Genomic DNA, 13293 nt, shown 5'->3' with positions numbered 1-13293 from the left:
CGGGTCTCCGCTTCGCTGCGCCCGGAATGACGGCGGGTTTCCGCTCAAAGGCCGAATGCTAGCCGCCCGCCTTGATCGCGCGCTCGTAGTACTGCGTCTCGAACAATCCGTCGAACGGCAATTCCTTCTCGAGCGAACCGAGCTTGACCTGATAGGTCTGCATCGCCCGCGACGGCTCAATGATCTTGCGCGGATCGATCTCGAAGGTCGACGCCGGCGATGTCAGCGCCTGCCGGATCAGGCCCGGATCGACGATGCCCTTGCCGAGCGCGGCGCCGATATGCGGCGCCGCCCGGTCCGGCTCCTTGGCGATCAGCGCGGCGGCACGTACCAGGCTGTCGACGATCTTCTGGACGGCTTCGGGGTTCCTGGTGACGAAGGCGCCCGAGGCGGCAAGGACGGTGCCCGGCTGACCCGGAAACAGCTCCTGTCCGCCGGCGATCAGCTTGATGCCGGGATTGCGGGTCTGGACGATGGTCAGCGCCGGCTCGCGCACGATCGCGCCCTCGACCGCGGCGGCGAGTACCGCCTGCTGCGTCGCGTCGATGCCCATGGGGACGATCTCGACATCGGCCTTGTCGGCCTTGGCGACCTCCCAGAGCCAGTATTGCAGCACCGTGTTGGGCACCGAACCGGCCGGCTGGGTGGCAAGCCGCGCCGCCTTGCCGGTGGCAGCCTTATGCGCCTTGAAGGCGGCGGCGGGCGCTGTGCCGGGCGTGAAGAACTTCGCCAATGCCGGCGCCGCGACGAAGACGTTCTCGGCGATCGCGGTCGCGGCGACGACGCGGACATCGACATTGCGCGAGCGCGCCACCGCCAGCGGCGCGATGCCGGCGAGATAGAAGTCGATCGTGCCCGAGGCGAAAGCCGCGATCATGTTGGGGCCGGATTCGAACACCGTGAAGGTCGGCGCGATACCGGCCTCCTTCAGCCAGCCCTCGCCGTTGGCGACGAAGACCGGAGCCGTGCCGATGATAGGGATGTAGCCGATGCGGGCCGCGACCGGGGCCTGCGCACGCGCCGGGGCGAGCGTCCCGGTTGCGAGAAGCGAAGAGCCGGCGAGCAGGAACTGGCGGCGGTCCATCGATAAAATCCTTCGTGGCGGCGGCGCCAAAACGCGCCCTCTTGACTGTTTGAGAAAAGGATTTTCTATCTGAAAACAAGAGAGCAACCTCAAAAAGATAATTATTCTACCTAAGTGGCAGACGGCAGAATAATTCATCTCCTAATCGACGGATTGCAAGATGGATCAGATCGACCGAAAAATCCTGACGGTGCTGCAAGGCGACGCCAACATCTCGATCGCCGAACTGGCCGACAAGGTCGGCCTCTCGCAGACCCCGTGCTGGAAGCGAATCCAGAAGCTCGAGCAGTCCGGCGTCATCATCAAGCGTGTCGCACTGGTCGCGCCGGAAAAAATCGGGCTGGGGCTCACCGTCTTCGTGCAGATCGAAACGGCCGACCATTCCGGCCCATGGCTCGATAAATTCGCCGAGATGGTCTCCTCGATGCCCGAGGTGATGGAGTTCTACCGGATGGCGGGCGATGTCGACTACATGCTGCGCGTCGTGGTCGCCGACATGGCCGCCTATGACGGCTTCTACAAGAAGCTTATCGAGACGATCCCGCTCAAGAACGTCACCTCACGCTTCGCCATGGAGCGGATCAAGTCGACGACGGCCTACCGCGTCCCGGATCTGCCGAAACCCTGAGCGCCGCCCGCAGGGAGCGCGTCGCGGCCGTGACGTCGTCGCCTCCGAACATGGACCCGATGACGGCGATGCCGTCGGCGCCGGCCGCCATAACCGACGCCGCATTCGCCGCGGTGATCCCGGCGATCGCGCCGATGGGGAGCGTTCCCAGCCCCCGGCGCGCCGCATCGCGCAGGGCATAAAAGCCGTCGAGACCGAGCGGTGCACCGGCATTGTCCTTGTGCTGTGTCGGAAACACCCCGCCGATGCAGGCATAGTCGATCCGGGCGGAGGCCAGATACGGCAGTTCGCCGGCATTCTTCAGCGTCGCACCGATGATGGCGTCCTCGCCGAGCAGCCGGCGCGCGTCAGCGAGGTCCATGTCGTCGGCGCCGAGGTGGACGCCCTCGGCGCCCGCCGCGAGCGCGACGTCGATGCGGTCGTTGATGAGGAGCGGCACAGCCGTGCCCGCTAGCGCCGCGCGAATCGCCCGGGCCTCGCGGACCATCTCGCGGGTAGAGGCCTCCTTGGCGCGGTACTGGATCAGCGTCGCGCCACCAAGCGCTGCCGCCCGCGCCAGATCGGCGAGCGGCCGTCCTTGCGCGATCTGCGGATCGATGATGCCGTAGAGGAGGATGTCGAGGATCATGCCGCCATTCTCGCCTGTAGTGTCGCTTCGTCCATCGCCGCCACCGCGTCGATCAACTCCATCTCGAACGAGCCCGGCCCCCGGCAGCGCTCCGCCGCGATCTCGCCGGCGATCCCATAGGCCGTGAGCGCGGCCGTGGCGGCGAAAGCGAAATCGCTCTCCACCGCGCAAGCCGCTGCGATCAGCGCGCCCGCCGCGCAGCCGACGCCGGTGACCTTCGTCATCAGCGGGTGGCCATGCGCGACGGAAAACGAGCCGCCCGCGCCTTCGATCCGGTCGACCTTTCCCGTCGTGACCAGCGTCAGATTGCGGTCGGTCGCCGCCTCGATCGCGGGCGCGATCGCGGCCATCTCGGTCGCGTTGCCGCGCACCACGATATCCTTGAGCCGCAGCACCTCGCGCGCCACATGCTGGCGCAGGGGCGAAAGTTCGACGAAGACCGGGTCGAACACCAGCGGCTTTCCCCTGTCGCGCGCCACCTCCAGCAGCTTGGGGATGGCGAGTTCGCTCTCGGCGTTGATCGTGCCGATGTTGATCAGGATCGCGCCGGCACCATCGGCCATCGCCGCGACCTCGTCGACATGGATGGCCATGGACGGGATCGCGCCGAAGGCCAGCAGCATGTTGGCGGTGATGTTCTGCGCTACGGTGTTGGTCAGGCACTGCACGCGCGGCCTCTGCGTCGCCACGCGCCCCAGGATGGCCGCGACGGCTGCGGCGTCGAGGCGGTTGGTCGTCATGCTCATGCTCATTCGGCTGCCGGCAGGTAAAGATTGCCGCCCTTCGAGAGGAATTCCCTGGACTTGTCCGCCATCCCCTTGGCCGCCATGCCTTCCAGCGCCGCGCGCTCATTGTCGCCCATTGCCAGCACCTCGGCGCGCAGATCCTGCGTGATCTTCATCGAGCAGAATTTCGGCCCGCACATCGAGCAGAAATGCGCGACCTTGTGCACGTCCTTCGGCAGCGTCTCGTCGTGATAGGCGCGGGCCGTATCGGGATCCAGCGCCAGGTTGAACTGATCCTCCCAGCGGAAGTCGAAGCGGGCGCGGCTGACCGCGTCGTCGCGCAGTTTGGCTGCCGGATGGCCTTTTGCGAGGTCGGCGGCGTGGGCCGCGATCCGGTAGGTGATCACGCCGGTCTTGACGTCGTCGCGATTGGGCAGGCCGAGATGCTCCTTGGGCGTGACGTAGCAGAGCATCGAGCAGCCGAACCAGCCGATCATCGCCGCGCCGATGCCCGAGGTGATGTGATCGTAGCCCGGCGCGATGTCGGTCGTCAGCGGTCCCAGCGTGTAGAACGGGGCCTCGCCGCATTCGCGCAGCTGCTTGTCCATGTTCTCCTTGATCTTGTGCATCGGCACATGGCCGGGGCCCTCGATCATCACCTGGCAGCCCTTGTCCCAGGCGACCTTGGTCAGTTCGCCCAGCGTCTCCAGCTCGGCGAACTGGGCCCGGTCGTTGGCGTCGGCGATCGAGCCCGGACGCAGGCCGTCGCCGAGCGAGAACGAGACATCGTATTTGCGCATCAGGTCGCAAATCTCGTCGAAGCGCTCGTAGAGGAAGCTCTCCTTGTGATGCGCCAGGCACCAGCGCGCCATGATCGAGCCACCGCGCGAGACGATGCCGGTCACGCGCGATGCCGTCAGCGGCACGTAGGGCAGGCGGACGCCGGCATGGATAGTGAAGTAGTCGACGCCCTGCTCCGCCTGCTCGATGAGGGTATCCTTGAACACCTCCCAGTCGAGCTTGACCGGGTCGCCGCCGACCTTCTCCAGCGCCTGGTAGATCGGGACCGTGCCGATCGGCACCGGGGAGTTGCGCAGGATCCAGGAGCGGATGTTGTGGATGTTGCGGCCCGTGGACAGGTCCATCACGGTATCGGCGCCCCAGCGGATCGCCCAGACCAGCTTCTCGACCTCCTCGGCCGCGCCCGAGGTCACGGCGGAGTTGCCGATATTGGCGTTGATCTTGACCAGGAAGTTGCGGCCGATCGCCATCGGCTCGAGTTCGGGATGGTTGATGTTGGCCGGGATGATGGCGCGGCCGCGCGCGATCTCGCTGCGGACGAATTCCGGCGTGACGAACTCCGGCACGCTCGCGCCAAAACTCTCGCCATCGGCATGGCGCTCGCGGGCACCCTCCAGCATCGCGGCGCGTCCGAGATTCTCGCGATGGGCGACATAGATCATCTCGGGCGTGACGATGCCGGCCCGGGCGAACTCGAACTGCGTCACCATCTGGCCGTCGCGGGCGGTCAGCACCGGGCGCTCTGCCGGGCAGGCCGGGACCAGTGCGTCCGCCGAGATGTTGCCGTTGTCAGCGGCGGTGACGATGCGGCCGGGGATCGTGTCGAAGCCGCGGCGGCTCAGCCAGTCGCGCCTGACCTGCGGCAGGCCGGCATTCAGATCGATCGCAACGTCGGTCTCTGTGAACGGCCCGGAGGGATCGTAGATCCGCACCGGCGGTTCGGAGTCGGTGGTCAGCTGCACCTCGCGAAACGGCACCCGGATCGCGGGGTCTTCCGGCGTCGGCACATAGATCTTGCGCGAGCCGATGATCGGCCCGGTGGTGACGCCGGTCGGCGCGCCGAATTTGCCCGCGGCCTGGGTAATGTCTTTAGGAAGTTTGGTATGGCTGTTCATGGGGATCTCCGCCTTGGTTCAAGGGTCAGGAGATCCGGCGTCGAAGCGGTTCGTCGCTGTGATGCGGACGCAAGGGTGCCGGCGCCGCGTTCCAGTCCCTCCGCCGGTATGACCCGGATCAGGTTCGATGGGTTCGGCGGTGAAGCCGTCTCAGCTCTTGCGAGCACCCCTCGGAACGGGAACGAAGTTATGCGGGATGAGCTGCGGGCGCAACAGGCAAGGGATCAAGCCGTCATTGCGAGCGAAGCGAAGCAATCCCGGAGGGTGTAAAGCGCCAGTCTGGATTGCCTCGCTTCGCTCGCAATGACGGGTGGCGCTCAGGCCAGAATATCCACGGCCTGCCCCTGCCCGCCCGGCAGCAAAGCCTTCGCCTGCTCGGCGCTCTGCTGCAGCAGTTCGACCACCGCCTGGTCCTGCCCGGCCTGCTGACGCAGCATTTCGGTCTGCAGAGCCTGCTGGGTCAGGGTCGCCTGCGTCACGGCCGCGCTTTGCGCAATCGCCAATGCGTCGCTCATGACAACCTCCGGTTACTCTGCGAACTGATCCCGTCCTAGACGCAATTCCTTGCCCAAGCCTGAACGAAAGCAAGACAATGCGCTCCGGCGCGGCCTAGGACCGCCGCGCCGGGCTTACAGCCACTATTGCGGCGCGTTCTGGCCGGCCAGCAGCGGCGTGATCCGGCGCAATGTCACGCGCCTGTTCTCGCGCGCGGCCTCCTGCGTCGCGACCTTCAGGTATTGCTCGCCATAGCCCTGCGTCGTCAGGTTCTCGGGCGGCACGCCGAAATCCTTGGTCAGGATTTCCGCGACCGACTGGGCCCGGCGGTCCGACAGCGACAGATTGTCGATGTCGGGGCCGACCGCGTCGGTGTGTCCCTCGACCAGGAAGACCTCGTTGGGCGAGGCCTGCAGCGCCTGCCGGATCGACTGCGCGAGCACCGAAAGCCGCTGCACCTGTCCCGGCGCGATATCCCAGGACGCGGTCTCGAAGGTCACCGTATCGATATCGACGCTGCGCATCCGCGCCCTCAGATCGGGCGAATAGCGCACCTCGTCGAGCGTATAGCGACGCGGGATCGGCGCGATCGGCGGCGCGATGATCGTCTCGTAGATCAGGCGCTCATCGGCCTGGTCGGCATCGACGACGTAGCGGTCGCGCGGGATGGCCAACGGCGGACGCTCCAGCACGACGATCTCGTCGGAGAAGCGGTCATTGGGCCGGTCGCGACGGGTGTTGTCGATGATGACGAACTCCTCGCCGCCGCGCGTCTGCCGGGTCCGGCGGATCAGCCGACCCTCCTCGTCGGTGATCGTCACAACACGCGTGCCGTCCGGACGCTCGAAGACCGTGCGATTTTCGTCGCCGCGGCGTTCCGTGCGGCCGTCATAGCCAAGCTCGCGGAAGCGCTGCGACTCGTCGCGCCGGATGATGACCCGGTCGTCGTCGCGGATGATCGTGCGGCCGGGCTCGCGGATGATGGTGACGTCGCCCTCGCGACGCTCCTCGCGCCGGCTGCGAACATCGTCGAGCCTGTCCGCTCCTTGCGTCGCCATGATGCCGCCGAGCACGCCGGCACCGAGACCGATCGCGGCCGCGCCGCCCAGACCGATGCCGCCGCGACGGCCCTGACGGTCGGGCGCGGGCGGAACGGCAGGCGGCTGGCCGGGAGCCGGCTGCGGGCGCGCATCGCCGGGCACGCCTTGGCGCAGACCGTCCGGAGCGACAATCGGCGCGGCGGGACGCGGCATCGCGGGCTCAGCGCCAAGCGGACGCTGCGCCGGCGGGATGGCCGGGGGCTGACCCGGAGCGGGATCGGTCCGCAATCCGGGCGGAACAGCCTGGCGCTGCGCATCCGGAGCGACTTGCGGTGCAGGAGCAGCTTGGGGCGCCGGTGCCGTCTGAGGCGCAGGCGGAACGACGGGTGCGCGGTTGGCCGGCGGTACCGGTGCTGCCTGCGGCGCGGCGGAGGGCGGCGCAGGCGGCGCCCGATTAACCGGCGGAACCGGAGCGGCTTGCGGAGCAGCGGGCGCGGCCTGCGGGGCGACGGGCGGAATCGGACGTGCGGGTGCCGCGGCGGGGGGCACGGGAGCAATACCCGGCGCCGGGCGCGGCTGTGCCGGATCGGCTCCCGGCGGGCGCGGCGGCGTCGGACGGACGGCCGGAACCTCGCTGGCGGGGGGCACGGGAACCGGCCGCGCGGCCGGAGCACCTGGAACCTGCGAGCCCGGCGCCATGACGGGCGGGGCCGGGCGCGGCATCGGCGGGGTGCGTTCCGGCTGCGGCGCAGGCGCTGCGCCGGCGGGCGGGCGGGGAGCGACGGGCGGGGCGGCGTTCGGCACGGCGGGAGGCATGGGCCGCTCGGCGCCGGGCTGGCGCTGCGGATCGGGCGCACGGGGCACTCCGGGGGCGCGCTCGCGAGCCGGCTGGTCGGGACGCTGCTGGCCGGCGGGGCCTCTTTGCCGCTCGCGTGGATCACGGCCCGGCTCGTCGGCGGGTGCGGGAGCCTGCGCGAGTCGAATGTCGCCTGGCTGCAGGGCGAAGCCGCTTTGCGACAGGGCAAGAGCCGGCAGGATGGTGCCGACCAGAAGCCAGCTTTTGGTACGCGTCATGAGATCCGTTTCCGTTTCAGCGACGGGCATCAGCGCGTCTGCGTGCTGAACCCGGCATGAAGCGAAAACGGCCGAAATCGGGCAGTGTTCCCTCCGACCCTGCTACAGCCCGGCCTGGGCCTTCACATAGGCCGCGATCTCGGCATGGGTGGCGAACCAGACATCGCCCTTCGCCTTGGCATGGCGAACAAGCTCCTCGAGCAGCCAGAACCGCGAGCGATAGGTGATGACATGCGGGTGCATCGTCAGCAGGAACAGCCCGCCGTCACGATAGGCGCCGTCGAACTCGCGGCGGAATATCTCCAGCACGGCTTCGGGCGCCGTATAGGGTCTGAGCGCCTGGAAGCGGTTCATGTTGAAATAGACCGCGTCGTCCCGGATCCATTCGACCGGCAGTTCGACCATGCCGGTCGGCTCGCCCTTGTCGATCAGTTCATAAGGATCGTCGTCGGCGAAGAGCGACGTATCGTAGAGGAGCCCCAGCTCGCGCTCGATCGCCAGCGTGACCTCCGAGAAATCCCAGGATGGCGTTCGCATCCCGACCGCCCTGACGCCGGTCACCTTTTCCAGCGTATCGGCCGCGCGCAGATGCAGCTCGCGCTCATTGGCAGGCGGCACCGCGGTGTTGACCTCGTGGATCCAGCCATGCAGGCCGATCTCGTGGCCCTCGGCGATGACGCGGCGCTGTTCGTCCGGGTAGAGCAGTGCCGTCACCGCCGGCACGAAAAAGCTCGCCTTGATGTCCTCGCGCTTCATCAGATCGAGAATGCGCGGCATCCCGACGCGATTGCCGTACTGGCCCCAGGACAGGCGCCCGACCGACTTGCCACCGTCGCGCAACTCGTTGGTCTCGTGGTCGACGTCGAAGGACAGCGCCACCGCGCAGCGCGCCCCGCCGGGCCAGCTTGTCGGCTTCAGATTGCGACCGGCCCGCACGAGATCGACCTTAGCGCGCCAGGTCTCTTCCGGCCATTGCCAGGGGAGAAGTTCGGATTCGGTCATCGCTGTCGTCTCCTTGCTCGCGTTTCTCCGTCATTGCGAGCGCAGCGAAGCAATCCAGGGGGACGTCGAGCACAGCGGCTCTGGATTGCTTCGCTTCGCTCGCAATGACGTTTCGGTATGCTCACGCCACCGGCAGCACCGGCACGGCGGCGAGCAGCCTTTGCGTGTAGGCGTGCTGCGGGTTGTCGTAGATCTCGGCGGCGCTGCCCTGCTCGACGATGCGGCCGCGATACATGATCGCGACCCGGTCGCAGAGATGGCGCACCACGGCGAGGTCGTGGGAGATAAACAGAAGGGTCAGGCCGAGCTCCGCCTGCAGCTTCATCAGCAGGTTGATGATCTGCGCCTGGATCGAGACGTCGAGCGAGGCGACCGGCTCGTCGCAGACCACGACCTCGGGCTGCATGGCGAGCGCGCGCGCGATCGCGACGCGCTGGCGCTGGCCGCCCGAGAACTGGTGCGGGTAGCGCGCGGACAGGCCGGGATCGAGCCCCACGGCGGCAAGCCACTGCGCGACATAGGCCGCCGACTGCGCCCGCGTCACCAGCCCATGGGCGAGCGGCCCCTCGGCAATGCTGTCGCCGATCTGCTGGCGCGGATCGAGCGAGGCGAACGGGTCCTGGAAGATCGTCTGCACATGGGTGGTGATCTTGCGCGCCGGCGGCCCCGCCGCCATCACCGGTTCGCCCTGGAGCAGCACGCTGCCGGCGCTTGGCGCATAGATGCCCGCCGCCATCCGCCCCAGGGTCGATTTGCCCGAGCCCGATTCGCCGACGAGCCCCAGTGCCTCGCCGCGCAGCAGCGTCAGGCTGACCCCGTCGACTGCCTGCACCGCGGGCAGTGGCTGCACCACGCCGATCCGCTGCGCGAAGAGCCGCACCATGCCGGGCGTCTGGCTGAAGCGCTTTTCGAGGCTGTCGAGCACGAGATGCGGCGAGCCGGGCGTCGGCTGTGTGTATCCCGGCGCGACGGCCTTGCGCGGCGGCGGCGCGGCGTCCACCTCGTCGCTGCGTCCCAGCGGCTGGCCGGGCGTGCCACGTGAGGGCAAGGCGTCGAGCAATGCCCTCGTATAGGCGTGCGTCGGCCGCGTCAGCACGTCGAGCATCGGCCCGGTCTCGACGATGACGCCCTTGCGCATGACCGCGACCTTGCTCGCGATCGTGGACACGGTGGCGAGGTCGTGGCTGATCCAGATCAGCGCAGTGCCGAGTTCCGCCACGATCTCGCGCATCTCGCCGAGGATCTCGGCCTGGATCGAGACGTCGAGCGCCGTCGTCGGCTCGTCGCAGATGATCAGCCTGGGGCGATGCAGCAGCGCGATGGCGATGGCGACGCGCTGGCGCATGCCGCCGGAGAACTGGTGCGGATAGAAGTCGATCTTGCTCGCCGCATCGTCGATCCGGACCTGTTCCAGCGCGGCGATGGCACGTGCGCGCGCCGCCTCGCGCGGGACGTTCTCATGCGCCTGCAGCGCCAGGTCGATCTGCTCGCCGATCGTCAGGACCGGGTTCAGCGTCATCAGCGGGTCCTGGAAGACCATCGAGATCGCCTTGCCGCGGATCGCGCGCAGCTCGCGCGAGGCCAGGCCGATGAGTTCGCGCCCCTCCAGCTTGACCGAGCCCGAGACGATCCGCCCGGGCGGATCGACCAGGCCGATCAGCGAGAAGCCGGTGATGCTCTTGCCCGAGCCCGACTCGCCGACGAGACCCATCACCTCGCCCCGTTCCAGCGAGAAGGAGACGCCATCGACCGCCTTCACCACGCCGGCGCGGGTGAAGAAATGGGTGGCTAGGTTCTCGACCTGAAGCAGGGGGGCGATCATGAGCCGACCCTCTCGCCGTCATTGCGAGGAGGCGTAGCCGACGAAGCAATCCAGAGGTCGGCGCGAGCCCTCTGGATTGCTTCGCTTCGCTCGCAATGACGGGATGGCCTCATCGCTTCAGCCTCGGATTGACCTGGTCGCGGATCTGGTCGCCGACGAGGTTGATCGCGACGATCAGCACGATCAGCGCGATTCCGGGATAGATCGAGATCCAGTAACGCCCCGACAGCATGTACTGGAAGCCGTTGGCGATCAGCGCGCCGAGCGACGGCTCGGTCACCGGCAGCCCGACGCCGAGGAACGACAGCGTCGCCTCCAGCGCGATGGCGTTGGCGACCTGCACCGTCGCCACCACGATCAGCGGCGGCAGGCAATTGGGCAGGATGTGGCGCCAGACCACGCGCAATCCCGGCAGCGGCGTCGAGAGCGCGGCCTCGACATAGTCCTTGCCGCGTTCGGCAGCGGCTGCACCATGGGCGGTTCGGGCGAAATAGGCGTATTGGGCCGCTACCAGTGCGGTGATCAGCTGCGCCTTGCCCTGTCCGAGCAGGGCCGAGAGCACGAGCGCCAGCAGGATCGCCGGGAAGGCGAGCTGCAGGTCGATGATCCGCATGATGAACGCCTCGCGCCGGCCCCCGACATAGGCCGCCCCAAGTCCGAGCGAAACGCCGATGACGAAGGCGACGAAGCCGGCGATCAGCCCCATCTGCAGCGAGATCCGCAGGCCGTAGAGGATTGCCGAGAACAGGTCGCGTCCCTGGGCGTCCGTGCCCAGGAGATGCGTATAGCCGTTCGAGCCGACGAAGCCCGGCGGCCGGCGTGCATCCATCAGCACGAGACCCGCGAGATCGTAGGGGTCCTGAGGCGCGATCAGCGGCGCCGCGAGCGCGACCGAGATCATCGCGACGACGACGACGAGCGCGACGAGCGCGATCCGGCTCTCGCGGAATTCGGCCCAGAACAAGGCGAAGGGAGAGGCTGGCTTCATCAGGCGCGCGCCTTGCGCAGGCGCGGATCGAGCGCGAGATAGGTCAGGTCGACCAGGAAATTGATCGTGATGAAGACGAAGGCGACCAGCATCAGATAGGCGACCATCACCGGCCGGTCGAGCGAGGTGATCGAATCGATGATCAGCTTGCCGATGCCGGGCCAGGAAAAGATCGTCTCGGTGACGACGGCGAAGGCCAGAGTCGAGGCGAATTCGAGGCCGAACACGGTGACGATCGGGATCGCGATCAGTCTCAGCACATGCCGGCGCAGCACGGTCCATTCGGACAAGCCCGCCGCACGGGCGAACTTCACCGTGTCTGTCAGCATCACCTCGCGCGTCCCGGCCCGCGAGAGCCGCGTCATCAAGGCGAGCTTGAAAAAGGCGAGGTTCAGCGCCGGCAGCAGCAGATGGGAGAGCCCGTTCAGCGTCAGGAAGCTCCACTGCACGCCGAAGAGCGCGACCGTGTCGCCGCGCCCGCCTGCCGGCAGCCATTGCAGTTCGACGGCGAAGGCCAGGATCAGCACGAGGCCGATCCAGAATGTCGGCACCGAGAAGCCGAGGATCGAAACCGCCATGATGATTTTTGCGGCGATACCGTCGGGCCGGTAGCCGGCATAGATGCCGGCCGGGATGCCGATGAGCGCCGCCCCGCACACCGCCAGCAGCGTCAGCTCCAGCGTTGCCGGCAGCCGCGACAGGATCAGGTCGAGCACCGGCATGCCAAAGACGAAGGAGCGCCCGAAATCACCGTGCAGGATGCGCCCGAGGAAGGTGAAGTACTGGCGGTAGAGCGGCTGGTCGAGCCCGTAGCGCGCGATCGTGTCGAGCCTGATGTCTTGACTGACATCGGGCCCGATCAGCACGTCGATCGGGTTGCCGATGGCATAGACGCCGACGAACACCAGCGCCGACATCACCAGCATGACGGCAAGCGCCTGGACCAGCCGTTCGAGGATATGGCCTAGCATGGGGTGGGCCGATGCCGGGCGGCGCGTAAATCGTCATTGCGAGCGCAGCGAAGCAATCCAGGAGGGCGTAGCGCGAGACGCTGGATTGCTTCGCTGCGCTCGCAATGACGGCGGAGCCGGTCGCGAGGGCAGTGGGAGGGGTCGTCCCTCAAGGCCAGTCCTCCACCATCACCGCCCGCGTCTCCTCGACGCCGACCTGCCAGAGGCTGAGCATCTCGCTGTCGGGGCGCTGGTAGCGGCCTAGGAAATTGCCGTCGCCGAGAATCTCGCGCTTCTTTTCCGGATTCGCGGCCTGATAGAGGGCAGCGTTGAAGGGCGGCTTGGCGCCATCGGGCATCGCCACGCCCTCCAGCCGCGTCCATGGGAAATTCTCCATCCATGAGGCGTGCGAGGCGTCCGGGTCGATCGCCTTCACTGCTACCTGGAAGCGCGGCCCTGCCCACCAGTTGTGCATCTTGACGCTCGCATCGGGACGCGCACCCATCCATTCCGTGCAGAATGTCATCACCGGCGCATTGCCGCCATGGCCGTTGACGAGAACGATGCGGCGGAAGCCCGAGCGGTAGAAGCCTTCGAGCATGTCCTCCAGCAGCGCGACATAGGTGCTCATCCGCAGCGAGATCGTTCCCGGATAGGCGGCAAAGCCGGGCGTCATGCCGTAGGCGAGCACAGGGAACACGGGGAGGCTCAGCGGCCCGGCGGCATCATTGGCGACCTTTTCGGCCAGGATCGCGTCGGTCGCCAGGCTCAGATAGGCGTGCTGCTCGACGCAGCCGAGCGGCAGCACGCAACGGTCGTCGCGCCTGGCTTGCGCCTCGACCTGCATCCAGTTCATTTCGGCGACGCGCACGGCCTGATCCTTGCTGTAGAGCGGAAGCCACCTGCTATGCGCGCTGGCAAGCTATTTTGAATAGTGAAAT

12 protein-coding genes and 1 riboswitch are annotated in these 13293 nt (G+C 67.5%); of the genes, 1 reads left to right on the top strand and 11 read right to left on the bottom strand.

Annotated elements, in window-relative coordinates; translation table 11 throughout:
* Positions 1-58: 58 nt before the first annotated feature.
* A complete protein-coding gene (locus tag AXW83_RS19895) occupies positions 59-1084 on the bottom strand; it encodes an ABC transporter substrate-binding protein (RefSeq protein ID WP_066616284.1) in 1026 nt (341 codons plus the stop codon).
* Between the two features lie 160 nt (positions 1085-1244).
* Between AXW83_RS19895 and AXW83_RS19890 the strand changes: the two genes are divergently transcribed.
* Positions 1245-1712 carry an Lrp/AsnC family transcriptional regulator gene (locus AXW83_RS19890; protein WP_066616281.1) on the top strand — a complete coding sequence of 156 codons (468 nt, stop codon included), beginning with the start codon at positions 1245-1247 and terminating at the stop codon, positions 1710-1712.
* Here the strand turns inward: AXW83_RS19890 and thiE are convergent.
* From thiE to AXW83_RS19835, 10 genes are all read right to left on the bottom strand, one after another.
* Complete coding sequence (thiE, locus tag AXW83_RS19885; protein ID WP_066616278.1) at positions 1666-2340, bottom strand: thiamine phosphate synthase; 675 nt, start codon at positions 2338-2340, stop codon at positions 1666-1668. The genes AXW83_RS19890 and thiE overlap by 47 nt on opposite strands.
* Positions 2337-3080 (bottom strand): hydroxyethylthiazole kinase, encoded by a 744-nt coding sequence (locus AXW83_RS19880; RefSeq protein WP_156640207.1) that lies wholly within the window; start codon positions 3078-3080, stop codon positions 2337-2339. Before AXW83_RS19880 ends, thiE begins: the two co-directional genes overlap by 4 nt.
* A gap of 8 nt (positions 3081-3088) precedes the next feature.
* Positions 3089-4981 carry a phosphomethylpyrimidine synthase ThiC gene (thiC, locus tag AXW83_RS19875; RefSeq protein ID WP_066616272.1) on the bottom strand — a complete coding sequence of 631 codons (1893 nt, stop codon included), beginning with the start codon at positions 4979-4981 and terminating at the stop codon, positions 3089-3091.
* 77 nt (positions 4982-5058) lie between these two features.
* Positions 5059-5162: riboswitch (TPP riboswitch) on the bottom strand.
* Between the two features lie 136 nt (positions 5163-5298).
* Complete coding sequence (locus AXW83_RS19870) at positions 5299-5496, bottom strand: hypothetical protein (RefSeq protein WP_066616269.1); 198 nt, start codon at positions 5494-5496, stop codon at positions 5299-5301.
* 123 nt (positions 5497-5619) lie between these two features.
* Positions 5620-7590: an OmpA family protein gene (locus AXW83_RS28095; protein WP_082767259.1), complete on the bottom strand. Its 1971-nt coding sequence runs from the start codon at positions 7588-7590 to the stop codon at positions 5620-5622.
* Between the two features lie 102 nt (positions 7591-7692).
* A complete protein-coding gene (locus AXW83_RS19855) occupies positions 7693-8592 on the bottom strand; it encodes a polysaccharide deacetylase family protein (protein ID WP_066616259.1) in 900 nt (299 codons plus the stop codon).
* A gap of 121 nt (positions 8593-8713) precedes the next feature.
* Complete coding sequence (locus tag AXW83_RS19850; RefSeq protein ID WP_066616258.1) at positions 8714-10414, bottom strand: dipeptide ABC transporter ATP-binding protein; 1701 nt, start codon at positions 10412-10414, stop codon at positions 8714-8716.
* Positions 10415-10523: 109 nt separating this feature from the next.
* Positions 10524-11402: an ABC transporter permease gene (locus AXW83_RS19845; RefSeq protein ID WP_066616256.1), complete on the bottom strand. Its 879-nt coding sequence runs from the start codon at positions 11400-11402 to the stop codon at positions 10524-10526.
* On the bottom strand, positions 11402-12373 hold the full coding sequence (locus AXW83_RS19840) for an ABC transporter permease (protein ID WP_066616244.1): 972 nt from the start codon (positions 12371-12373) through the stop codon (positions 11402-11404). The genes AXW83_RS19845 and AXW83_RS19840 overlap by 1 nt, the downstream gene beginning before the upstream one ends.
* Before the next feature lie 148 nt (positions 12374-12521).
* A complete protein-coding gene (locus AXW83_RS19835; protein WP_066616241.1) occupies positions 12522-13223 on the bottom strand; it encodes a creatininase family protein in 702 nt (233 codons plus the stop codon).
* Between the last annotated feature and the right edge of the window lie 70 nt (positions 13224-13293).

The sequence above is a fragment of the Bosea sp. PAMC 26642 genome, assembly GCF_001562255.1.
Taxonomy (GTDB): domain Bacteria; phylum Pseudomonadota; class Alphaproteobacteria; order Rhizobiales; family Beijerinckiaceae; genus Allobosea.
This window is presented reverse-complemented; position numbering and strand designations above follow the sequence as displayed.

Excerpts from the sequence above, each read along its gene's own strand:
- AXW83_RS19895 (WP_066616284.1), bottom strand. The coding sequence starts at position 1,084 with ATGGACCGCCGCCAGTTCCTGCTCGCCGGCTCTTCGCTTCTCGCAACC.
- AXW83_RS19890 (WP_066616281.1), top strand. The coding sequence starts at position 1,245 with ATGGATCAGATCGACCGAAAAATCCTGACGGTGCTGCAAGGCGACGCC.
- thiE (WP_066616278.1), bottom strand. The coding sequence starts at position 2,340 with ATGATCCTCGACATCCTCCTCTACGGCATCATCGATCCGCAGATCGCG.
- AXW83_RS19880 (WP_156640207.1), bottom strand. The coding sequence starts at position 3,080 with ATGACGACCAACCGCCTCGACGCCGCAGCCGTCGCGGCCATCCTGGGG.
- thiC (WP_066616272.1), bottom strand. The coding sequence starts at position 4,981 with ATGAACAGCCATACCAAACTTCCTAAAGACATTACCCAGGCCGCGGGC.
- AXW83_RS19870 (WP_066616269.1), bottom strand. The coding sequence starts at position 5,496 with ATGAGCGACGCATTGGCGATTGCGCAAAGCGCGGCCGTGACGCAGGCG.
- AXW83_RS28095 (WP_082767259.1), bottom strand. The coding sequence starts at position 7,590 with ATGACGCGTACCAAAAGCTGGCTTCTGGTCGGCACCATCCTGCCGGCT.
- AXW83_RS19855 (WP_066616259.1), bottom strand. The coding sequence starts at position 8,592 with ATGACCGAATCCGAACTTCTCCCCTGGCAATGGCCGGAAGAGACCTGG.
- AXW83_RS19850 (WP_066616258.1), bottom strand. The coding sequence starts at position 10,414 with ATGATCGCCCCCCTGCTTCAGGTCGAGAACCTAGCCACCCATTTCTTC.
- AXW83_RS19845 (WP_066616256.1), bottom strand. The coding sequence starts at position 11,402 with ATGAAGCCAGCCTCTCCCTTCGCCTTGTTCTGGGCCGAATTCCGCGAG.
- AXW83_RS19840 (WP_066616244.1), bottom strand. The coding sequence starts at position 12,373 with ATGCTAGGCCATATCCTCGAACGGCTGGTCCAGGCGCTTGCCGTCATG.